18 protein-coding genes are annotated in these 21,721 nt (G+C 61.4%); 7 read left to right on the top strand and 11 right to left on the bottom strand.

All coding sequences use genetic code 11. The annotated features are described in order from the left end of the window. Window position 1: 1 nt before the first annotated feature. The 3 genes from J1G35_RS13395 to J1G35_RS13385 all read right to left on the bottom strand — a co-directional run bounded on the left by J1G35_RS13395 (window position 2) and on the right by J1G35_RS13385 (window position 3,433). Entirely contained in the window at window positions 2–730 is a 729-nt protein-coding gene (locus J1G35_RS13395) for an aspartate/glutamate racemase family protein (RefSeq protein WP_053132703.1), read from the bottom strand. A gap of 13 nt (window positions 731–743) precedes the next feature. Then, window positions 744–2,273, bottom strand: coding sequence for an NCS1 family nucleobase:cation symporter-1 (locus tag J1G35_RS13390; RefSeq protein ID WP_223015185.1), 1,530 nt, complete (start codon window positions 2,271–2,273; stop codon window positions 744–746). Between the two features lie 425 nt (window positions 2,274–2,698). Further along, window positions 2,699–3,433 (bottom strand): phosphoadenylyl-sulfate reductase, encoded by a 735-nt coding sequence (locus tag J1G35_RS13385; protein WP_027603661.1) that lies wholly within the window; start codon window positions 3,431–3,433, stop codon window positions 2,699–2,701. 151 nt (window positions 3,434–3,584) lie between these two features. Between J1G35_RS13385 and thrH the strand changes: the two genes are divergently transcribed. After that, entirely contained in the window at window positions 3,585–4,202 is a 618-nt protein-coding gene (gene thrH / locus J1G35_RS13380; protein ID WP_053132712.1) for a bifunctional phosphoserine phosphatase/homoserine phosphotransferase ThrH, read from the top strand. A gap of 139 nt (window positions 4,203–4,341) precedes the next feature. Here the strand turns inward: thrH and J1G35_RS13375 are convergent, their stop codons facing one another. The 6 genes from J1G35_RS13375 to J1G35_RS13350 all read right to left on the bottom strand — a co-directional run bounded on the left by J1G35_RS13375 (window position 4,342) and on the right by J1G35_RS13350 (window position 9,733). Beyond that, the gene (locus J1G35_RS13375) at window positions 4,342–4,698 is read right to left on the bottom strand and encodes a transcriptional regulator (RefSeq protein WP_053132715.1); all 357 of its coding nucleotides are present in this window, start codon (window positions 4,696–4,698) and stop codon (window positions 4,342–4,344) included. Next, entirely contained in the window at window positions 4,698–5,000 is a 303-nt protein-coding gene (locus J1G35_RS13370; protein WP_223015184.1) for a type II toxin-antitoxin system HigB family toxin, read from the bottom strand. The genes J1G35_RS13375 and J1G35_RS13370 overlap by 1 nt, the downstream gene beginning before the upstream one ends. 229 nt (window positions 5,001–5,229) lie before the next feature. Continuing rightward, window positions 5,230–6,573, bottom strand: coding sequence for an aminodeoxychorismate synthase component I (gene pabB, locus J1G35_RS13365; RefSeq protein WP_223015183.1), 1,344 nt, complete (start codon window positions 6,571–6,573; stop codon window positions 5,230–5,232). A 102-nt stretch (window positions 6,574–6,675) separates the two neighbouring features. Then, window positions 6,676–7,662: an alpha-L-glutamate ligase-like protein gene (locus J1G35_RS13360; RefSeq protein WP_053132723.1), complete on the bottom strand. Its 987-nt coding sequence runs from the start codon at window positions 7,660–7,662 to the stop codon at window positions 6,676–6,678. Next, window positions 7,662–9,194, bottom strand: coding sequence for an inactive transglutaminase family protein (locus J1G35_RS13355; protein WP_053132728.1), 1,533 nt, complete (start codon window positions 9,192–9,194; stop codon window positions 7,662–7,664). Before J1G35_RS13355 ends, J1G35_RS13360 begins: the two co-directional genes overlap by 1 nt. 5 nt (window positions 9,195–9,199) lie before the next feature. Further along, a complete protein-coding gene (locus J1G35_RS13350; protein ID WP_032887566.1) occupies window positions 9,200–9,733 on the bottom strand; it encodes an ATP-dependent zinc protease in 534 nt (177 codons plus the stop codon). Between the two features lie 271 nt (window positions 9,734–10,004). On the opposite strand from J1G35_RS13350, the gene J1G35_RS13345 reads away from it, so the two are divergent. From J1G35_RS13345 to prpD, 6 genes are all read left to right on the top strand, one after another. Then, on the top strand, window positions 10,005–10,715 hold the full coding sequence (locus tag J1G35_RS13345) for a GntR family transcriptional regulator (RefSeq protein WP_053132732.1): 711 nt from the start codon (window positions 10,005–10,007) through the stop codon (window positions 10,713–10,715). Next, window positions 10,712–11,605 (top strand): methylisocitrate lyase, encoded by an 894-nt coding sequence (gene prpB / locus J1G35_RS13340; RefSeq protein WP_027603670.1) that lies wholly within the window; start codon window positions 10,712–10,714, stop codon window positions 11,603–11,605. The genes J1G35_RS13345 and prpB overlap by 4 nt, the downstream gene beginning before the upstream one ends. A 42-nt stretch (window positions 11,606–11,647) precedes the next feature. Beyond that, complete coding sequence (gene prpC, locus J1G35_RS13335; RefSeq protein ID WP_053132736.1) at window positions 11,648–12,775, top strand: 2-methylcitrate synthase; 1,128 nt, start codon at window positions 11,648–11,650, stop codon at window positions 12,773–12,775. Between the two features lie 209 nt (window positions 12,776–12,984). After that, entirely contained in the window at window positions 12,985–15,579 is a 2,595-nt protein-coding gene (gene acnD / locus J1G35_RS13330; protein ID WP_223015182.1) for a Fe/S-dependent 2-methylisocitrate dehydratase AcnD, read from the top strand. 11 nt (window positions 15,580–15,590) lie between these two features. Continuing rightward, window positions 15,591–16,781: a 2-methylaconitate cis-trans isomerase PrpF gene (gene prpF / locus J1G35_RS13325; RefSeq protein WP_223015181.1), complete on the top strand. Its 1,191-nt coding sequence runs from the start codon at window positions 15,591–15,593 to the stop codon at window positions 16,779–16,781. Window positions 16,782–16,977: 196 nt separating this feature from the next. Further along, on the top strand, window positions 16,978–18,462 hold the full coding sequence (gene prpD, locus J1G35_RS13320) for a 2-methylcitrate dehydratase (protein WP_223015180.1): 1,485 nt from the start codon (window positions 16,978–16,980) through the stop codon (window positions 18,460–18,462). A gap of 39 nt (window positions 18,463–18,501) precedes the next feature. On the opposite strand, the gene J1G35_RS13315 is transcribed toward prpD, so the two are convergent. Together J1G35_RS13315 and J1G35_RS13310 are read right to left on the bottom strand one after the other, a co-directional pair. Continuing rightward, window positions 18,502–19,824, bottom strand: coding sequence for a nitrate/sulfonate/bicarbonate ABC transporter ATP-binding protein (locus J1G35_RS13315; protein ID WP_053132742.1), 1,323 nt, complete (start codon window positions 19,822–19,824; stop codon window positions 18,502–18,504). Window positions 19,825–19,838: 14 nt separating this feature from the next. Beyond that, the gene (locus J1G35_RS13310) at window positions 19,839–21,584 is read right to left on the bottom strand and encodes an ABC transporter permease subunit (protein WP_223015179.1); all 1,746 of its coding nucleotides are present in this window, start codon (window positions 21,582–21,584) and stop codon (window positions 19,839–19,841) included. Window positions 21,585–21,721 lie beyond the last annotated feature (137 nt).

Raw genomic sequence — 21,721 nt, 5'->3', positions numbered from 1 at the left:
ATCAGCGGCCGAACCGAGTTGGCCAGCCAATCACCTGCTTCGGTCGAGGCGTCGCGTAAGTCCGGATCTTCGACGTCGACAACCCCAGCCGCACCAGGGATTCGGCGATGGTCACCGCCGCCGTCACCCCATCCACCACCGGCACCCCGGTGCGCTGGCGAATCTGCTCATCCAGCCCGGCCATGCCGCCGCAACCCAGGCAGATCACTTCGGCTTTGTCCTCGCGGATAGCCAGTTCCGCCTGGCGCACGATGGCTTCCATGGCGGCCAGCGGGTCTTCTTCCAACTCCAGCACCGCCATGCCGCTGGCGCGCACCGAGGCGCAGCGCTGGTACAGGCCGGCGAGTTTCAGGCGGTCTTCGATCAGCGGCACGGTGCGGTCCAGGGTGGTCACCACGGAGTAGGCGTGGCCCAGGAACATTGCGGTGCTGGCTGCTGCTTCGGTGATGTCCACCACCGGTACGTTCAGCAATTCCTGCAAGCCTTCACGGCCGTGCTCGCCGTAGCCGGCCTGGATCACCGCATCGAACGGTTGGTCGTAAGCCATTACCCGGTCCATCACGGCGATGGCGGCCAGGTAGCTCTCAAAATTGCCCTCCACCGATTCCGCGCCGAAGTACGGGGTAAGCCCGACAATCTCAGTGCCTGGCGAGGCCACGGCCCGCGCTTGCTGGGCGATGGTTTCAGTGATGGATTCGGTTGTGTTGACGTTGACCACGAGGATACGCATGGAAGGTCCTTACTCAGTGACTGAGGTTATCGACGGCAATGCTTTCGCCGCTGACATCGGCGTAGAACGGCTGGCGCTTGGCGATCAGCAGGTACAGCAACCCTGCAATACCGGCGCCAAACAACCAGGAAAACGGCGAGACGCTGGCAAATCCCGGCAACAGCGCCAGCAGGATGGCGATCACGGCTGCAGGAATAAACGCCGCCACTGCACGCATATTCACCCCTCGGCTGTAGTAATAAACGCCATTCGGGTCTTCGCTATACAGTTGCGGCACGTCCACCTGGCTTTTACGAATCAGCCAGTAATCGACCATGATCACCCCGTACAGCGGCCCCAGCAGTGCGCCCAGACCGGAGAGGAAATACACGATCACCAGCGGGCTGTTGTAGAGGTTCCACGGCAGGATCAGCACGGCCACGGTGGCGCTGATCAGGCCGGCGCGGCGGAAGTTCAGGTACTTGGGCGCCAGGTTGCTCAGCACAAAGGCCGGCGCGACGAAGTTGGCCATGATGTTTACCGCCACTGTGACGATCAGGAACGCCAGGCAGCCCAGCACGAGAAAGAAGGTATTGGGGATGGCGGCGATGATTTCGGTCGGGCTTTCGATCACCCGGCCATTGAGTTGGAACTGGCCGCCGCAGAGCAGCACGGTGATTGCGGCAAACACCAGGATATTCACCGGCAAGCCCCAGAAGTTGCCGACCAGGATGGTCTTGCGGCACGGCGAAGAGCGGGCGAAGTCGCAGAAGTTGAGGATCAGCGTGCCGTAGATCGCCAGCCACAACGCGCCACCGGCAAAGATATTGCGCCACATCTCGCCGCCGCTCAGCGGTTCGCGGATCGACCAGGCAATGTTGCCGCCGGCCTGGAAGTACATCCAACCGGCCAGCGACGCCACAGTCAGCAAAATCACCGGCCCGGCGAAGCCTTCATAACGGCGCACCATCTCCATGCCATAGGCCAGGATCACCAGTTGCACGAACCAGATCGCTACAAAACACGCCCAACCCAGGGTGGATAACCCCAGGATCGAGTTGTGGTCATAGTCGGCAAATCCTGGATGAATCGCCGTCAGCAGTACGCGGAAAACTACCGAGGCGAGGTAGGTCTGGATACCAAACCAGGCAATCGCGATCACGGCGCGGATCAACGCCGGAATCTGCGCACCGTGAATGCCGAAACTGATGCGGCTGATCACCGGAAACGGCACGCCGGTCTTTTGGCCCATATACCCCGACAGGTTCATGAAGAAGTACACCAGCGCCGCGCCGATCCCGAGGGACAACAGGATCTGCCAGCCGCCCAGGCCCAGCGCATACAGGCCGATGGCGAACGAATAGTTGGCGATGTTGTGCACGTCATTGGTCCACAGCGCGAAGATGCTGTAGCGCCCCCAGCGTCGACCTTCGACCTTGGTCGGCGCCAGGTCCTTGTTGTGCAAGCGTGGGCTGAGCACCAAGGGGCCGGGGCTCGCGGCGTCTGGGTTCAGGGCGGAGGAGGGCAGATCCAGTGCGATGTTATTCGAGAGGCTTGTACGCATTCCGGCAGGCTCCAGCACATCTGCCGGGAAGCCGCAGATGGCAAAGTGTATGTAGGTTTTGTATTTATTGTATACAAAGCACATTCCACCTTAAGCCACATGCGTGCCAGTTTTGCATCTATGAAAGTCCTGGGTAATTTCGTTTTTATAGGTCTGTTAAATAACTGACTGAATTTGAAGAAATATAAATTGACCGATTGAACAGCTATTTATTTTTTGGTTGTCAGCGTGCGATTCGCCAGGCCAATCGAGGGGAGGGGAGAGGTGTTACGTTATGGTGCGGCTTAAGAAAAATTGCACACATAAATGGCACCTATGGTTACATCTATGTGTACATCTCTAACATTCAATACAAGACAAAATGTGGGAGGGAGCAAGTCGAATCGTCGCACCGCCCCTCCCACATTTTCTAATCGCGTCCGCCATTAGGCCTTGCTGATGATATTCCCGGCATGCAGCCCGCATTCCTTCTGGGTGGCTTCCTCCCACCACCAACGACCTTCGCGCTCGTGCTGGTTCGGCAGCACAGGACGGGTGCACGGCTCGCACCCGATGCTGATAAAGCCGCGCTCATGCAGGCTGTTGTACGGCAATTCCAGCATGCGGATGTAACCCCAGATCTCTTCGCTGGTCATCTGCGCCAGCGGGTTGAATTTGTACAGGGTTCGCTCCGGGGTGGAGAAGGCCGTGTCGATTTCCAGCGCCGCCACCTGGCTGCGGGTGCCGGGGCTCTGGTCGCGGCGTTGGCCGGTGGCCCAGGCGCTGACGCCGGAAAGCTTGCGGCGCAGCGGCTCGATCTTGCGCACGCCGCAGCATTCGCCATGGCCGTCCTTGTAGAAGCTGAACAGGCCTTTCTCCTTGACGAAGGGTTCCAGCTTGCTCTGGTCCGGCGAGATCAGTTCGATATCGATCTTGTAGAAATCGCGCACCTGTTCGATAAACCGGTAGGTCTCCGGGTGCAGGCGACCGGTGTCGAGGCTGAACACCTTGACGTTCTTGTTCAGCTTCCAGGCCATGTCCACCAGCACCACATCCTCGGCGCCGCTGAAGGAAATCCACAGGTCATCACCGAACTGGCTGAACGCCAGCTTGAGAATGTCCTGGGCAGACTTGTTGGCATAAGTCGTGGCGAGTTCAACGACGTCGAAGGCTTGGTTCATCAGGACGGTTCCTACAGGTCAGTGGCGCTGAGCGCTCTATAGGGGAGCGATGGTATCAAAATCCGCCCTGCGTTGCGGCGGCGGGCTTGAATCGCTAGAGTTCGGCAGTCCTTTTGCTCGCTCAACTAACAACATCTAATGGGAGTGTCTTGTGGAAATTGCCTGTCTCGACCTGGAAGGGGTGCTGGTCCCGGAAATCTGGATCGCCTTCGCCGAAAAAACCGGTATTGAATCCCTGCGGGCCACCACCCGGGACATTCCCGACTACGACGTGCTGATGAAGCAGCGCCTGCGCATCCTCGACGAACACGGGCTCAAGCTCGCCGACATCCAGGAAGTGATCGCCACCCTCAAACCGCTGGACGGCGCCATCGAGTTCGTCAATTGGCTGCGCGAGCGCTTCCAGGTGGTGATCCTGTCCGACACCTTCTACGAATTCTCCCAGCCGCTGATGCGCCAGCTGGGCTTCCCGACCTTGTTGTGCCACCGTCTCATCACCGATGAAAACGACCGCGTGGTCAGCTATCAACTGCGCCAGAAAGACCCCAAGCGCCAGTCGGTATTGGCGTTCAAGACCCTCTACTACCGCGTGATCGCCGCAGGCGATTCCTACAATGACACCACCATGTTGGGCGAGGCCGACCGTGGGATTCTGTTCCATGCGCCGGAGAATGTGATTCGAGAGTTCCCGCAGTTCCCGGCGGTGCATACGTTTGAGGATTTGAAGAAAGAGTTCATCAGGGCGTCGAATCGGCAGTTGAGCCTGTAATTTCTTTCGGTCCGGCTGAGGGCCCTATCGGGAGCAAGCCCCCTCCCACATTCGACACCATTCCAACAGATAAATGAGGTCGAATGTGGGAGGGGGCTTGCTCCCGATGGGGAAGGTAGCGCCACTACCAATGTTCCTGTCAGTCCCCTGCAAGCAATCGCTCATAAGGAATACTCAAGCCTTCATGCAGCCGCTTGATCATCGACAGGCTCAGCTTGCGCTTGTGGTTAAGCACTTCGGATACACGTCCGCTGGTGCCGATAAATGGCTCCAGGTCGCGGGCAGTCATGCCCAGTTGCTCCATGCGAAATTTAATGGCTTCCACCGGATCAGAAGGTGGCATTGGGTAATGTTCGGCTTCGTACTTCTCAATGAGTACTGCAAGAATTTCCAGCTCATCGCCTTCAGTCGAGCCGATGTCCGCTCCCCAGAGCTGCTGCACCCGCGCGAGTGCCGCAGTGAGGTCTTCCTGGGAGTGTATGGGTTTGATGTTCATTACACGGTCTCCGCATTGATCTGGTCGTACTGCGCATGAGTCCCTACGAACCGTATGAACCCAAGCTGTCGCTGGTAATCGATCGCCATGATCACTCGATATTTGTTGCCGCCCACGTTGAATACAACCCTGCCACCTTTGAGAATGCTCGCGGTCCTGAGCGCTGCCTTGAGTGCTTGTGGCGTTGGGTAAATGGCCTTTTCCATATGGCGATAGAATTCAATAAGCGGTGCCTTTGCATCGATATAGGCGGGTTGGCTTTCCCAGAATATTCGTAAGGTCGAGAGGGCGATTATCCGCATCGCTGCAATCTCCCAATTTGGGAGATGATAGGCGCGGTTGAGAGGGGGTGCAATCTCGGAAATATTTCCTGACGGGTAGGCAGTCGCTTCATGTGATCCTTCACAGACGGCGGGTGGACGGTTGAAGCCGGACGCTATCTTCCAACGTTCAACTACGTCTACTGCGGTTCTGATTCAGGTTTTTTCTACTGCTCGGCGCTGCGTCTGAGAGCCAGGAAGGCACTGCGCGCTACAGGCTTTCCAGCGTTTGTAACAACACCCGCACCTTCGTCAGCGACTCCTGGTACTCCGCCTCCCACTGCGAATCCGCCACGATCCCACCGCCGCCCCAGCAACACACTTGGCCATCCTTGACCAGCAAACTGCGGATGGCGATGGAGCTGTCCATCTCGCCGCGCACATCCAGGTACACCAGCGAACCGCAGTACAGCCCGCGTCGTGTCGGCTCCAGTTCGTCGATGATCTGCATCGCGCGAATCTTCGGGGCGCCGGTGATCGAGCCACCAGGGAAGCTGCCAGCGATCAGGTCGAGGGCGTCTTTATCGTCGGCCAACTCGCCGGTCACGCTGCTGACCAGGTGATGCACATTGGGGTAGCTTTCCAGGCTGAACAGTTCCGGCACGTTTACCGAGCCGATGCGGCAGGTGCGGCCGAGGTCGTTGCGCAGCAGGTCGACGATCATCAGGTTCTCGGCGCGGTCCTTGGGGCTGGCCAGCAGCTCGGCTGCATGGGCGGCGTCTTCTTCCGGCGTGAGGCCGCGGGGGCGGGTGCCTTTGATCGGGCGGGTTTCGACGTGGCGCTTGCTGATGTGCACGAAACGCTCCGGCGACAGGCTCAGTACCGCGCCGTCGTCCGGCAGGCTCTGGAACCCGGAAAATGGCGTCGGGCAGGCTTCGCGCAGGGCGCAATAGGCGGCCCAGGGATCACCGATGCATGGCGCGCGAAAACGCTGGGCGAAGTTGACCTGGTAGCAGTCGCCGGCCTGGATGTAATCCTGGATACGCACTATGGCTTGGCGGTAGGCCTCGGCGCTGAGGTCGGGCGCCATCGGGCCCTGGAGTTTGAACGTCGCAGAGGTGTCGACAGCCCCATCGCTGAACAACGCGATCAGTCGTTGCCGTTCGCTGTCTGCCAGTGTGGGATGAAACACCAGCTGGCTGGCCTGCGCCTGGTGGTCACTGATCAGCGCCCAGGCATACAGCCCAAAGCGCGCGTCCGGCAGGTGCAGGTCATCCACCGCCAAGTGCGGCATGTGTTCCAGGTGCCGGCCGAAGTCGTAGCTCAGGTAGCCGATCAAGCCGCCGGCGAACGGCAACTGCAAACCGGAGGGAATTGCGGCTTCACCCAATCGCGTCAAGTTTTCCCGTAAGCGATGCAGGAAAGCAGCGCCGCTTTCGTCAGGCGCTACCGTCAACGTCGCTTCAGGCCAGGCGCTGAGCAGGTCGTAACGCCCACGCTCGGCGGCTGGGCGGCCGCTGTCGAGCAGCACCGCGCCGGGAGCATGGCGAATCGCCGCAAAATACTCGGCGGGGTTGGCCCGGTAGGGCAATGGGTGTACGGAGCAGGTCAACATGCGGGGTTGGATCAGCTAATGGCGCGGGAGGAGGGGGATTGTAGTCCCCTGTAGGATTTGCTCCTAGAGGGGATGTCGGGGATAGACAGTTTGAAGGCAGGGTCAGCCTTCCACGGGCGGAATATGCCCGAACATCTCCTGCACAAACTTCACCCGCTCTTCTGGGGTTTCCGTCACGCCGGCGGCTTTCAGGTCTTCCAGTCGCGCCTCCACCGCATGGGTGCGCAGGGTCAGGCCGCAGTCGTTGGCGATCTGGATATTGAGCCCCGGCCGCGCATTCAGCTCCAGGATCAGCGGGCCTTTTTCCTGGTCGAGCACCATGTCCACGCCGATATACCCCAGCCCGCAGAGCTCGTAGCAGCCGGCCGCGAGCTTCATGAAACCGTCCCAGTTGGGCAGTTGCACGCCATCCACCGCGTTGGTGGTGTCGGGGTGTTTGGTGATGATGTTGTTCAGCCAGGTGCCGCGCAGGGTCAGGCCGGTGGCGAGGTCGACGCCCACGCCAATCGCGCCCTGGTGCAGGTTGGCCTTGCCGCCCGACTGGCGGGTCGGCAAGCGCAGCATCGCCATCACCGGGTAGCCCATCAGCACGATGATGCGAATATCCGGCACGCCTTCGTAGCTGATGCTCTTGAAGATCTGGTCGGGCACCACGCGGTATTCGATCAGCGCGCGGTCGCGGTGACCCCCCAGGGAATACAGGCCGGTGAGAATGCTGGAAATCTGATGTTCGATCTCTTCATGGCTGATGATCTTGCCGGACACTGTGCGATAGCGCCCCTCAAAACGGTCCGCCACCACCAGGATGCCGTCGCCGCCGGCGCCCTGGGCCGGTTTGATCACGAAATCGCTGCGCCCGCCAATGATCTCGTCGAGCTTGTCGATTTCCTTCTCGGTGGAGATCACCCCGTACATTTCCGGCACATGGATGCCGGCGGCGATGGCCCGTTCCTTGGTGATGATCTTGTCATCCACGATCGGATACAGGCTGCGCTTGTTGTACTTGAGCACGTAGTCGGCATTGCGCCGGTTGATGCCCATGATCCCCCGCGCTTCCAGGGCCTTCCAGGTCTTCCAGAAGCCGAACATTACGAGTCAGCCTTGAGAAAGGCCTTGAACCGCACCAGCTCGGTCAGGCGGTAGCCGCGATAGCGACCCATCGCCAGCATGAAGCCCACCAGGATCAGCAGGATCGCCGGGAAGGTGAACACAAAGTAGATCAGCTCCGGCACGCTCATGATGATGTGTGCCAGGGACGCGGCGAACAGCGTACCAATCGCCACCTTGAGCGCATGGCTGGCGCCGCGCTCTTCCCAGGTGATCGACAGGCGTTCGATGGTCATGGTCAAAATCACCATCGGGAACAGCGCCACCGACAGCCCGCGCTCCAGCCCCAGCTTGTGGCTGAACAGGCTGATGGCCGCGATCAGCACCACCACGAAGGTCAGCACCACCGACAACCTCGGCAGCATCTGCAACTTCAAGTGTTCCAGGTACGACCTGAGGGACAGGCCCAGCGCCGTGATAATCGTAAACAGCACAATCCCGAAGCCCAGCTGCGTCTCGCGGAACGCCAGGGCAATCAGCACCGGGGTAAAGGTGCCCAGGGTCTGCAGGCCGATCAGGTTGCGCAGGATCAGGATCACCAGCACGCCAATCGGGATCATCACCATGATCATGAAGGTCTGCTGGGTTTGCAGCGGCAGGCCGTACAGCGAGTATTCGAGGAAGTTGGCGTCGGTGTTCTCGTCGGTCAGCTTGGCCAGGCGAATGGCGTTCATTTCGCTGTTGTTCAGGCTGAAGGTGACCATGGCTTTCTTGCCGCCATCGACGGTGATCAGGTTTTCATCGCCGGTCCACCACAGCAGGCGGTCGGCGGGCAGGCCCTGTTCGCCGGTCTCGGGGTTGAAGTACAGCCAGTCGTTGCCATTGAAGCTGCGCAGCCACAGTTCCGGGCTTTGCGGCTGGTCGGCCACCAGGCGGATGGTGTGGACCTTTTCCACCGGCACGTGGGCGATGGACAGCAGCAACTCGACGATCTTGGCCTTGTGCGGCGTGGACGGATCGCCCGCCAGCAACAGCTTCACATTGTCGTCGTTGAGGTTGTTGGTGCGCTTGATGGCTTCGGTGATGAAGGTCTCGACGTCGGCCGAATGCTGGCGGATCGGCGCCAGCAGGGCTTCGGCGGCGATTTTTTCCGGGCCTTCCACGGCAATACTGTCGCGGAACGTCGGGCCCTTGATCTTGGTTTTTTCGCCGCTGTAGCGCTTGGTCAGCACCAGGCGGTAATACAGGGTCTGGTTGCCTTTGGCGCGACGTGCCGACCAGGTGACCTTGCGGTTGCCGTCGATGCGGTTGACGCTCACCCCGTAGTTGTTCGAGATAAAGCTCTCATTAAGGCTGACAAAGTCGCGGCTCAAGGGCGGCACGAACATCTGGATCTTCACCGGGTCTTTCGGGTTGGCGACGAACTCGACCTTGGCGTCGATGTTCCACAAGTCGTCGGTGGCGTCCTCGGTGACAGGAATGCCCAGCACGAAGATCTGATAGGCGGTGACCGAAATACCCAACACCACCAGGATGGCGATCAGGATTCTCAGGTGCAGGGTTAGAGAGCGCATTCGGTTTACTCGGCGGTATGAGCGTCGGCGGCGCAGGCAGGTTTGCCTGCTGCGTATTTAAGACTGGGGTCGACCAGCGCATCAAAGCGTTTCAACGCTTCGGAGCCGATCAGCAGCGGGTATTGGAAAGCGCTGCGGTCAGTCAAGTTCACTTCGATGCTGCGTAAAGCGGTGCCCATGCAGATATCCAGGGCAATCACTGGACGGGCGGTGTAGTTCTTGTCCTCATCGGGATCGTAGTCACCGGCGCGACGCTTGATCTTGCTGACGCGGGCCAGGGGCCGTTCGATGGGATGGGAATGGGCGGTGTCGATGGCCAGGTAGAAGCGCACCCAGGATTCGCCGTTGCGCTTGAAGCGCTTGATGTCGCGAGCGCTGAGAGAGGCGGTCTTGGCGCCGGTGTCGAGTTTGGCTGCGACTTCAAGGTCGATGCCGGCCAATTGTGCGTATTCGTTGAGGCCATACACGGTCTTCTCGGCGGCAACGCCAAGGCCGGGGATGAACAGTAGGCAAAACAGGGGGAAGGGCTTGAGTCTCATAGATCCTGAGGCGGTGCAGTGCGATGTTCAATTCAAGGCGACTGGCATTGCTGCGCAAACTCCCTCGTGCGCCGTTTCATCAAGCGATGTCAGGCAAATGCGGCGGCATTCTAACATGATGCTTTTTTGGCGCCAGCGCTGGCAGGCGGCCATGCCCCGAGAGAGTGCAGTGAGGGTTATTAGACGATTGTCGACAATGTTGATTTATTCTTTGACTATTACGCCTTGATTGACTAGTTTTTGCCACATTGGTTTTTAAGGTGTCGACAATATGCTGGTTCAGCCAGATGCTCCGATAATCGCGTCGGACGAATCCCAAACGATGTCCGAGAACGTTTTCCGACGTATCCAGGCCGCCATCGTCAAGGGTGAGATCGCCCCCGGCAGCAAGATCTCCGAGCCAGAGCTGGCCCGCACCTACGGCATCAGCCGCGGCCCGTTGCGTGAGGCGATCCACCGCCTTGAAGGCCAGCGCCTGCTGGTGCGCGTGCCCCATGTGGGCGCCCGGGTCGTGTCCCTGAGCCACGCTGAGCTGATCGAGCTCTATGAAATCCGCGAGTCCCTGGAAGGCATGGCCTGTCGCCTGGCCGCCGAGCGCATGACCGATGTAGAAATCGAGGAGCTGCGCCAGGTGCTGCACACCCATGAGCGCGACGAAGCGTTCCAGGCGGGCCTCGGCTACTACCAGCAGGAAGGCGACTTCGATTTTCATTACCGGATAATTCAAGGCGCCGGCAACCGCACCCTGACCCAAATGCTCTGCGGCGAGCTGTACCAGCTGGTGCGCATGTACCGCATCCAGTTCTCCGCCACCCCCAATCGTCCACGCCAGGCCTTTGCCGAGCATCACCGCATTCTTGATGCGATTGCCGATCGCGACGGTGAACTGGCCGAGTTGTTGATGCGCCGGCATATCGGTGCTTCCAAACGCAACATTGCCCGTCATTTCCCCGGCGGCGCCCCTGATAGAGGTGAGTCATGAGTTCGAACAATAAAAGCACACCCGGCCAGCGTTTCCGTGATGCGGTCGCCAGCGAACACCCCTTGCAGGTGGTCGGTGCGATCAACGCCAACCACGCGCTGTTGGCCAAGCGCGCCGGCTTCAAGGCGATCTACCTGTCGGGCGGCGGCGTGGCGGCCGGTTCCCTCGGCGTGCCGGACCTGGGCATCACCGGCCTGGACGACGTACTCACTGACGTGCGCCGCATCACCGACGTCTGCGACCTGCCGCTGCTGGTGGACGTGGACACCGGTTTCGGTTCCTCGGCGTTCAACGTCGCGCGCACGGTCAAATCAATGATCAAGTTCGGCGCCGCCGCCATCCATATCGAAGACCAGGTCGGCGCCAAGCGCTGCGGCCATCGTCCGAACAAAGAGATCGTGTCCCAGCAGGAAATGGTCGACCGCATCAAGGCCGCCGTGGACGCGCGCACCGATGACAGCTTCGTGATCATGGCGCGCACCGATGCCCTGGCCGTCGAAGGCCTGGAGTCCGCCCTGGAACGTGCCGCCGCCTGCATCGAAGCCGGCGCCGACATGGTGTTCCCGGAAGCCATTACCGAGCTTGAGATGTACAAGCTGTTCGCCGCCCGTGTGAAAGCGCCGATCCTGGCCAATATCACCGAGTTCGGCGCGACGCCGCTGTACACCACCGAACAGTTGAAATCTGCCGATGTTTCCATCGTGCTGTACCCGCTCTCGGCCTTCCGCGCCATGAACAAGGCCGCCGAGAACGTCTACACCGCGATCCGTCGCGACGGCACCCAACAGAACGTGATCGACACCATGCAAACCCGCATGGAGCTCTACGATCGCATCGACTACCACACCTTCGAGCAGAAGCTTGACGCGCTGTTCGCCGCGAAAAAGTGACGAACACGCCTCCCTGAATAACGACAAAATTGGAGAAAAACCATGGCTGAAGCAAAAGTATTGAGTGGCGCCGGCCTGCGTGGCCAGGTAGCCGGGCAGACCGCACTGTCCACCGTGGGCCAGGCCGGTGCCGGCTTGACCTACCGTGGCTACGATGTGCGCGAACTGGCCGCCGACGCGCAGTTTGAAGAGGTCGCTTATCTGCTGCTGTACGGCGAACTGCCAACCCAGGCCGAACTGGCCGCCTACAGCGCCAAGCTGAGCAAATTGCGCGACCTGCCGCAGGCGCTGAAGGAAGTGCTCGAACGCATCCCCGCCGACGCCCACCCGATGGACGTGATGCGCACCGGTTGCTCGTTCCTCGGCAATATCGAGCCGGAAAAAGACTTCAGCGTGCAACGCGACGTGACCGACCGCCTGCTCGCCGCGTTCCCTGCGATCATGTGCTACTGGTACCGCTTCAGCCACGACGGCAAGCGCATTGACTGCGTGACCGACGAGCCGAGCATCGGCGGCCACTTCCTGCACCTGCTGCACGGCAAGAAGCCGAGCGAGCTGCATGAAAAAGTCATGAACGTGTCGTTGATCCTCTACGCCGAGCACGAGTTCAACGCCTCGACGTTCACCGCGCGGGTGTGTGCCTCGACCCTGTCCGACCTGTATTCCTGCGTCACCGCCGCCATCGGCTCCCTGCGCGGCCCGCTGCACGGCGGCGCCAACGAAGCGGCGATGGAAATGATCGAGCGTTTCGGCTCGGCGGAGGAAGCCGTCGAAGGCACCCTCGGCATGCTGGCGCGCAAGGACAAGATCATGGGCTTCGGCCACGCGATCTACAAAGACAACGACCCGCGTAATGAAGTGATCAAGGGTTGGTCGAAAAAACTCGCTGACGAAGTGGGCGACACCGTGTTGTTCCCGGTCTCCGAAGCCATCGACAAGACCATGTGGGAACAGAAAAAACTGTTCCCCAACGCCGACTTCTACCATGCCTCGGCGTACCACTTCATGGGCATCCCGACCAAGCTGTTCACGCCGATCTTCGTCTGCTCGCGGCTTACCGGCTGGGCCGCGCATGTGTTCGAGCAGCGCGCCAACAACCGCATCATCCGTCCAAGCGCCGAGTACACCGGCGTCGAACAGCGCAAGTTCGTGCCAATCGAACGTCGCTGAAGACCGACGATCCCTGGACTGGAATGAGGTCAAAGTGTGGGAGGGGGCTTGCCCCCGATGGTGGTGTGTCATTCAAACCTATAGCAACTGATACACCGCCATCGGGAGCAAGTCGAATCGTCGCACCGCCCCTCCCACATTTGAATCGCATTTCAATTCTGGATCGGCCCAGGTCTTCCTTTTGCAATCACCGTGACCGAGTCCTGACGATGAACACTGAATTTCGCAAACCGCTCCCCGGCAGCCGCCTGGATTACTTCGACGCCCGCGCGGCTGTCGATGCAATCAGCCCCGGCGCCTACGCCACATTGCCCTATACCTCTCGTGTGCTCGCCGAGAACCTGGTGCGCCGCTGCGACCCGGCCACCCTCAATGCTTCCCTGAGCCAACTGATCGAACGCAAACGCGACCTTGACTTCCCGTGGTTCCCGGCCCGTGTGGTGTGCCACGACATCCTCGGCCAGACCGCGCTGGTCGACCTCGCCGGCCTGCGTGACGCCATCGCCCTGCAAGGCGGCGACCCGGCCCAGGTCAACCCAGTGGTCCCGACCCAGTTGATCGTCGACCACTCCTTGGCCGTTGAAGCCGGTGGTTTCGACCCGGACGCATTCGAGAAAAACCGCGCCATCGAAGACCGTCGCAACGAAGACCGCTTCCACTTTATCGAGTGGACCAAAAAGGCCTTCAAGAACGTCGACGTGATCCCGCCGGGCAACGGCATCATGCACCAGATCAACCTGGAGAAAATGTCCCCGGTGATCCAGGTGCGTGACGGCGTGGCCTTCCCCGATACCTGTGTCGGCACCGACAGCCACACCCCCCATGTCGATGCCCTGGGCGTGATCGCCATTGGCGTCGGTGGCCTGGAAGCCGAGAGCGTCATGCTTGGCCGCGCCTCGTGGATGCGCCTGCCGGAAAGCGTCGGCGTCGAACTGACCGGTAAGCTGCTGCCAGGCATCACCGCCACCGACATGGTGCTGGCCCTGACCGAGTTCCTGCGGCAACAGAAAGTCGTTGGTGCGTGGCTGGAGTTCTTCGGTGAGGGCGCCTCCAAACTGACCCTCGGCGACCGCGCGACCATCTCCAACATGGCCCCGGAATACGGCGCCACGGCGGCCATGTTTTATATCGACCAGCAGACCATCGCCTACCTGAAACTCACCGGCCGCGAAGACGAACAAGTCACCCTGGTCGAGCAATACGCCCGTCATACCGGCCTGTGGGCAGACGACCTTAAAGGTGCGCAATACGAGCGTGGCCTCACCTTCGACCTGTCCAGCGTCGTGCGCAACATGGCTGGCCCGAGCAACCCGCACGCCCGCGTCGCCACCCGCGACCTGGCTGCCAAGGGCATCTCCGGCCAGTGGGATGACGTGCCGGGGCAAATGCCCGACGGCGCGGTGATCATCGCCGCCATCACCAGTTGCACCAACACCAGTAACCCGCGCAACGTGATCGCCGCCGGGCTGCTGGCGCGCAACGCCAACAAGCTTGGGTTGACGCGCAAGCCGTGGGTCAAGTCGTCCCTGGCACCGGGTTCGAAAACCGTGGCCATGTACCTGGAAGAAGCCGGCCTGGGCCATGAGTTGGAAAAGCTCGGCTTTGGCGTGGTGGCGTTTGCCTGCACCACTTGCAACGGCATGTCCGGTGCCCTCGACCCGGTGATCCAGCAAGAGATCATCGACCGCGACCTGTACGCCACCGCCGTGCTCTCGGGTAACCGTAACTTCGACGGGCGTATCCACCCGTACGCCAAGCAGGCGTTCCTGGCTTCGCCGCCGCTGGTGGTGGCCTATGCGATTGCCGGCACCATCCGTTTCGACATCGAGAAGGACGTGCTCGGCCTCGACGCCGACGGCAAGGAAATCCGCCTGCAGGACATCTGGCCGAGCGACGAAGAAATCGACGCGGTGGTCAAGGCCTCGGTCAAGCCGGAGCAGTTCCGCGCGGTGTATATCCCGATGTTCGCGATCCACGAAGACACCGGCCCGAAAGTCGCGCCGTTGTACGACTGGCGCCCGCAGAGCACCTATATCCGTCGCCCACCGTACTGGGAAGGTGCGCTGGCCGGTGCGCGGCCGCTCAAGGGCATGCGCCCGCTGGCGGTGCTGCCAGACAACATCACCACCGATCACCTGTCGCCGTCCAACGCGATCATGCTCGACAGCGCCGCCGGCGAATACCTGGCGAAAATGGGCCTGCCGGAAGTCGACTTCAACTCCTACGCCACCCACCGTGGTGACCACCTGACCGCGCAGCGCGCGACGTTCGCCAACCCGAAACTGTTCAACGAAATGGTGCAGGAGAACGGCAAGGTCAAGCAGGGCTCCCTGGCGCGGATCGAGCCGGAAGGCCAGGTCACGCGGATGTGGGAAGCCATCGAAACCTACATGGAGCGCAAGCAGCCGCTGATCATCATTGCCGGCGCCGACTACGGCCAGGGCTCGTCCCGCGACTGGGCCGCCAAGGGCGTGCGCCTGGCGGGTGTGGAAGCGATTGCCGCCGAAGGTTTCGAGCGCATCCACCGCACCAACCTGGTAGGCATGGGCGTGTTGCCGCTGGAGTTCCTGCCGGGCACCGACCGTCACACCTTGCAGATTGATGGCAGCGAAACCTACGACGTGATCGGCCAACGCACCCCGCGTGCGCAGTTGACGCTGGTGATCAACCGCAAGGATGGCGAACGTGTCGAGGTGCCGGTGACGTGCCGCCTGGACACCGCCGAAGAAGTGTCGATCTACGAGGCCGGCGGCGTATTGCAACGGTTTGCCCAGGATTTCCTGGAATCGGCCACCACCGCCTGAAGGGGATGACCATGGCACACGCAGCGCAAATCAAGATCCCCGCCACCTATATGCGTGGCGGCACCAGCAAGGGCGTATTTTTCCGCCTCCAGGACCTGCCCGAGTCGGCGCAGGTGCCGGGCGCGGCGCGGGATGCCTTGCTGCTACGGGTGATCGGCAGCCCCGATCCCTACGACAAGCAAATCGACGGCATGGGCGGCGCCACGTCGAGCACCAGCAAAACCGTAATTCTCGCCAAAAGCACCCGTCCCGATCACGACGTGGACTACCTGTTTGGCCAGGTCTCCATCGACAAACCCTTTGTCGACTGGAGTGGCAACTGCGGCAACCTGTCGGCGGCGGTGGGTTCGTTCGCCATCAGCGCGGGGCTGGTCGATCCGGCCCGCGTGCCCCAAAACGGCGTGGCGGTGGTGCGGGTCTGGCAGGCGAATATCGGCAAGACCATCATCGCCCACGTGCCGATCACCGATGGGGCGGTACAGGAAACCGGCGACTTTGAACTGGATGGCGTGACCTTCCCGGCTGCCGAAGTGCAGCTGGAATTCATGGACCCGGCGGCAGAAGAAGAGGGCGGCGGCGGCTCGATGTTCCCCACCGGCAACCTGGTCGACGACCTGGAAGTGCCGGGTGTCGGCACCTTCAAGGCCACGCTGATCAACGCCGGTATCCCGACGATTTTCATCAACGCCGAAGACCTCGGTTATACCGGCACCGAACTGCAAGGCGCGATCAACAGCGACCCCAAGGCCCTGGCAATGTTCGAGACCGTACGGGCCTATGGCGCGTTGCGCATGGGGCTGATCAAACACCTCGACGAAGCCGCCCAGCGCCAGCACACGCCGAAGGTGGCGTTTGTGGCCAAGCCTGCGGATTACGTAGCGTCCAGTGGCAAGGCAATCAAGGCCGGCGATGTGGATTTGCTGGTGCGCGCCCTGTCCATGGGCAAGCTGCACCACGCGATGATGGGCACGGCGGCGGTGGCGATCGGCACGGCGGCGGCGATTTCGGGGACCTTGGTCAACCTCGCTGCGGGCGGTATTGAACGCAATGCCGTGCGCTTCGGGCATCCCTCCGGCACCTTGCGCGTGGGGGCTGAAGCCACCCAGGTGGACGGTGAGTGGGTGGTGAAGAAAGCCATCATGAGCCGCAGTGCGCGGGTGTTGATGGAAGGTTTCGTCCGCGTACCCGGCGACTCTTTCTAAAACCCTGCACAGATCCAATGTGGGAGGAGGCTTTTTGTAGGAGCGAGCAAGCTCGCTCCTACAGGAGGCGATGTGAACTGGCATTAGGGTAAGCCCCTCCCACAGAGGATCTCTATTCCAAAAGGCAGGCATCCAAGATCTGCTTCCCGTAACCGTTAGCCCGAGGATTGACCCCACCCCTTTTTGGAGATCTGCCATGAGCACCAACGTCGACCAGAACAACCGCCCCGACTACGACCAGGTCCTGCAGGACATTGCCGACTACGTCCTCAGCTACCGCATCGACTCCCAAGCCGCCCTCGACACCGCCCGCAACTGTTTGATGGACACGTTGGGTTGCGGCCTGCTGGCCCTGCGCTTCCCCGAGTGCACCAAGCACCTGGGGCCGATTGTCGAGGGCACGGTGGTGCCGTTCGGTGCGCGGGTGCCGGGCACGTCGTTTCGCCTGGACCCGGTCAAGGCGGCCTGGGACATCGGTTGCATCGTGCGCTGGCTCGACTACAACGACACCTGGCTCGCCGCCGAATGGGGGCATCCCTCGGATAACCTCGGCGGGATCCTTGCCGTGGCGGATCACCTGTCGCAAAAGCGCGTGGCCAATGGCGACGCACCGCTGACGGTGCGCGCGGTGCTGGACGCGATGATCATGGCCCACGAAATCCAGGGGGTGATTGCCCTGGAAAACTCCTTCAACCGCGTCGGCCTCGACCATGTGCTGTTGGTGAAAGTCGCCTCCACGGCGGTTACCGCCAAACTGATGGGCGCCAACCGCGAACAGTTGCTGTCGGCGTTGTCTCACGCCTTCGTCGATGGCCAGGCCTTGCGCACTTACCGGCATGCGCCGAATGCCGGCTCGCGCAAGTCATGGGCGGCGGGGGATGCGTCGAGTCGCGGCGTACGCCTGGCGGACATCGCCCTGCGCGGCGAAATGGGCATCCCCGGTGTGCTGAGCGCGCCGCAATGGGGCTTCTACGATGTGCTGTTCAGCCACACCAACAACGACCTGGCGCTCAAGCCCGAGGACAAGCGCGGGTTCAGCCTGTCCCAGCCGTACGGCACCTACGTGATGGAAAACGTGCTGTTCAAGATCAGCTTCCCCGCCGAGTTCCACGCGCAAACCGCCTGTGAAGCCGCGGTGACCTTGCATCCGTTGGTCAAGGAGCGCCTGCACGACATCGAGCGCATCGTGATCACCACCCATGAGTCGGCGATTCGCATCATCTCCAAGGTCGGGCCACTGGCCAACGCGGCCGACCGCGACCATTGCCTGCAATACATGACCGCCGTGGCCCTGGCATTCGGCAACCTGGTGGCCGAGCAGTACGAGGATGATTTTCACGCTGCTCACCCGATCATCGATGAACTGCGCGACAAGATGGTCATCGTCGAGGACCCGCGCTACAGCCGTGAATACCTGGAGGCCGACAAGCGTTCCATCGCCAACGCGGTGCAGGTGTTCTTCAAGGATGGCTCCAGCACCGGGCAAGTGGCGGTGGAATACCCCATCGGTCATCGCCGTCGTCGAGTGGAGGGTATTCCAATGCTGGAAGACAAGTTCAAGGCCAACCTGGCCACGCGTTTTACCGCGCAGCGCAGTGCCGAGATTTTTGCCTTGTGCAAGGATCAGGCGAAGCTGGAGGCGACGCCGGTCAATCGTTTCGTGGACCTGTTCGTGATCTGAGACACCTTGCAAACCCCATGTGGGAGGGGGCGCTATGGGCTACATACTGCCCTCGACATCATCCAGGCTGAACGTCTCGGTATGGTCGTCATAGGAGAAAATTTCCGCATAGCGCCCCCACGCGATCACGCTTTCCAGGGTTTTCTCGACAAAGGCTTCCGTCATCGAGTCTTCCAGTTCCTGCTCGAAACGCACCCGTGGCGCGCGGTGTCCGCTGCGCTCCAGCAACACCTGGTGAATGCGCGCGGCCAAGGGCACGTGGCGGATCAAATGCTCAGCGAACAGGGTTTTACGCTCCTGCGTGCCGTAGTCGGCGAACAGTTTGCCGGCATCGGTCAGGGTGATGTCGGCGCCCTTGAGTTCGGCAAAACCCAGATGCTCAAGCATCTCCGCCACCGGGAACAGGTCGTCCACTTCAAGCAGGCGCCGTTCGGCCACGGTCGGCAGGCCGGCGTGGCCGTTGTAGGGCTCGGCGGCCAGGGTTTCGATCAGGCCGGCCATCAGGTTGGTGGACACTTCCGGCAGCAGACTGCCTATTTTCAGCTCCGGTAACCCTCGGCTGGCATCGGCGCTGCGGCGGTCGGTCATCAGTGCGTAGATGTCGTCGACCATTTGCCGAAAGGTCGGGTCCAGTCGGTTGCGCGGGTGCGCAAACGGCACCTTGATTTCGGCCACGACCCGACCGGGATTGGACGACAGCACGAGGATGCGGTCGCACATCAGCACCGCTTCTTCGATGTTGTGGGTCACGATCAGGATCGACTTGATCGGCAACTGCTTGCCGCTCCACAAATCCAGCAAGTCAGTGCGCAAGGTTTCGGCGGTGAGGACGTCCAGCGCCGAGAAGGGTTCGTCCATCAGCAGCAAGGTCGGGTTGACCACCAGGCCACGGGCAAACCCCACGCGTTGGCGCATGCCTCCGGACAATTCGCGCGGGTAGGCGTTTTCAAAACCGTCCAGGCCAATCAGGTCGATGGCCGCCAGGGCGCGCCTGCGGGTTTCCTTGCGTTCGATTTGCAAGGCTTGCAGACCGGCTTCGACGTTTTCCAGTACGGTCAGCCAGGGGAACAGCGCAAAGGTCTGGAACACCATGGCCACGCCTTCGGCCGGGCCGTTCAGCGGCGCGCCGTGATAAAGCACTTCGCCCGACGACGGCTGGATCAGCCCGGCGATGATGCGCAACAGCGTCGACTTGCCCGAGCCGGAGCGGCCCAGCATGCCGACGATCTCGCCTTCGTGCAGGCTCAGGTCGACGCCGCTGAGGACTTGCAGTTCATCCTTGCCTTTGCCGAACACCCGGTTGACGTTTTTCAGCGAGTAGATTTCCGGGGTCTCGGTGGCGCGCTCGGTGTAGGTAGTCATCACTGCGAATCCCATCAATTCAGACGAAGTTTGTTTTCAGCCATGGCGTACATCGGCCGCCAGACGGCACGGTTGAACGCCACCACGAAGATCGACATCACCACCACGCCCAGGGCGATTTTCGGGAAGTCGCCTGCTGCGGTGGTCTGCGCGATATACGCGCCCAGCCCGTGGGCGACCACGTTGTCCTGGCCCCAGGACACATATTCGGAAACGATGCTGGCGTTCCACGCGCCCCCCGAGGCTGTGATCGCGCCGGTGACGTAGTACGGAAAAATGCCCGGCAACATGACCTTGCGCCACCACAACCAGCCGCGAATGCGGAAGTTGGCGGCGGCTTCCTTGTAGTCATTGGGAAAGGCGCTGGCGCCGGCGATGACGTTGAACAGGATGTACCACTGGGTGCCCAGCACGATCAGCGGGCTCAGCCAGATATCCGGGTTGAGGTGGTAGTGCAGGATCACAATGACAAACACCGGAAACAGCAGGTTCGCCGGGAAGGCTGCGAGGAATTGCGCCAGTGGCTGGATCTTCTCCGCCAGCCTCGGGCGCAGGCCGATCATCACACCCAGGGGCACCCAGATCAGCGAGGCAATCAGGATCAACCCCACGACGCGCAGCAGCGTGATCAGGCCCATCACCAACACATGGCCGACTTCGCCGAGGGTCACTTCGGTGCCGACATAGCGCACGATGTGGTACAGCGCATAGGCGGTCAGCACGGCTATCAGCGCGGCCCACACCCAGTCGATCAGCTTGGAGCGCGCGGCGCTGGCTGCCGGCAATGCCTTGCGCGCGCGGCGCGACAGGCTGAAGCGTTGGTTACCCAGGCGGCTGAACGTGCGGGTAATCGGGCGCAGGATGCGTTGGACCACACGGGTGCGCTGGATCAGGTTCAGTAGCCAGGATTGCGGGGCGGCGCCTTGGGAGGCGGTGGTTTCCATGCGGAACTTGTCGGCCCAGGCCACCAATGGACGGAACAGAAACTGGTCGTAGATCAGGATCACCGCGATCATCGCCAGGATCACGTAACCCACGGCGTGCAGGTCTTTCTGGGCGATGGCCAAGGCCAGATACGACCCCACGCCCGGCAGGGTGATGGTCTTGTCACCGACGGTGATCGCCTCGGAGGCCACCACGAAAAACCAGCCGCCGGACATGCTCATCATCATGTTCCAGACCATGCCGGGCATGGCGAAGGGCACGTCGAGCTTCCAGAACTTCTGCCAGCCGGAGAGCCGCAGGTTGGTGGAGACCTCCACCAAGTCATGGGGGAGCATGCGCAGCGACTGATAGAAGCTGAAGGTCATGTTCCATGCCTGGCTGGTGAAGATCGCAAAGATCGCGGCAAGCTCGGCGCCGAGCACGCGCCCAGGGAACAGCAGCAGGAAAAACGTCACCGTAAACGAGATGTACCCGAGCACCGGCACCGATTGCAGGATGTCGAGCACCGGCACCAAGAGTTTCTCGGCGCGCCGGCTTTTGGCCGCCAGGGTGCCGTAGAGCAGGGTGAAGATCAGCGCCGCGACCATCGCCGCCAGCATGCGCAAGGTCGTGCGCATGGCATATTCCGGCAGGTTGGCCGGGTCCAGGGAGATGACTTCACTTTGCAGGGTGGCGATGGGGGCCCAGGTCTCGCGGGCGGTGATCGAGAAAAACAGCAGGAAACCGATGACGAGTGGCAGGGCAACCAGGTCCCAGCGGTTGGGTAGCAAGCGCAGCGTGGACGCAGGGAGGTAGTGACGGAACACTTTGTTCATAGGCGGTCAGTCCTGCAGCGTTCAGGTTCAAATAGTGTGATGGGCGTGAGCTTAGCTGCTGCACGAATGTCCCACCGAGAAGGGCGGGCGCTACGTTCGTGAGTCAGGGGCATCTAGACGATGCTGGCGGAATTGTA

The sequence above is a fragment of the Pseudomonas sp. SH10-3B genome (genome assembly GCF_019891415.1).
Taxonomy (GTDB): Bacteria; Pseudomonadota; Gammaproteobacteria; order Pseudomonadales; family Pseudomonadaceae; genus Aquipseudomonas.
The sequence above is the reverse complement of the archived record's forward strand: the minus strand, read 5'-3'. Positions and strand labels throughout refer to the sequence as shown.

Bases quoted from the DNA above. Each gene is read 5' to 3' on its own strand.
- J1G35_RS13360 (WP_053132723.1), bottom strand. From the start codon at position 7,662: ATGTTCGGCTTCTGGAAGACCTGGAAGGCCCTGGAAGCGCGGGGGATC.
- J1G35_RS13315 (WP_053132742.1), bottom strand. From the start codon at position 19,824: ATGACTACCTACACCGAGCGCGCCACCGAGACCCCGGAAATCTACTCG.
- prpB (WP_027603670.1), top strand. From the start codon at position 10,712: ATGAGTTCGAACAATAAAAGCACACCCGGCCAGCGTTTCCGTGATGCG.
- J1G35_RS13395 (WP_053132703.1), bottom strand. From the start codon at position 730: ATGCGTATCCTCGTGGTCAACGTCAACACAACCGAATCCATCACTGAA.
- J1G35_RS13310 (WP_223015179.1), bottom strand. From the start codon at position 21,584: ATGAACAAAGTGTTCCGTCACTACCTCCCTGCGTCCACGCTGCGCTTG.
- J1G35_RS13375 (WP_053132715.1), bottom strand. From the start codon at position 4,698: ATGAACATCAAACCCATACACTCCCAGGAAGACCTCACTGCGGCACTC.
- J1G35_RS13370 (WP_223015184.1), bottom strand. From the start codon at position 5,000: ATGCGGATAATCGCCCTCTCGACCTTACGAATATTCTGGGAAAGCCAA.
- J1G35_RS13345 (WP_053132732.1), top strand. From the start codon at position 10,005: ATGCTGGTTCAGCCAGATGCTCCGATAATCGCGTCGGACGAATCCCAA.
- pabB (WP_223015183.1), bottom strand. From the start codon at position 6,573: ATGTTGACCTGCTCCGTACACCCATTGCCCTACCGGGCCAACCCCGCC.
- J1G35_RS13350 (WP_032887566.1), bottom strand. From the start codon at position 9,733: ATGAGACTCAAGCCCTTCCCCCTGTTTTGCCTACTGTTCATCCCCGGC.
- J1G35_RS13355 (WP_053132728.1), bottom strand. From the start codon at position 9,194: ATGCGCTCTCTAACCCTGCACCTGAGAATCCTGATCGCCATCCTGGTG.
- prpD (WP_223015180.1), top strand. From the start codon at position 16,978: ATGAGCACCAACGTCGACCAGAACAACCGCCCCGACTACGACCAGGTC.
- acnD (WP_223015182.1), top strand. From the start codon at position 12,985: ATGAACACTGAATTTCGCAAACCGCTCCCCGGCAGCCGCCTGGATTAC.
- prpF (WP_223015181.1), top strand. From the start codon at position 15,591: ATGGCACACGCAGCGCAAATCAAGATCCCCGCCACCTATATGCGTGGC.
- J1G35_RS13385 (WP_027603661.1), bottom strand. From the start codon at position 3,433: ATGAACCAAGCCTTCGACGTCGTTGAACTCGCCACGACTTATGCCAAC.
- prpC (WP_053132736.1), top strand. From the start codon at position 11,648: ATGGCTGAAGCAAAAGTATTGAGTGGCGCCGGCCTGCGTGGCCAGGTA.
- J1G35_RS13390 (WP_223015185.1), bottom strand. From the start codon at position 2,273: ATGCGTACAAGCCTCTCGAATAACATCGCACTGGATCTGCCCTCCTCC.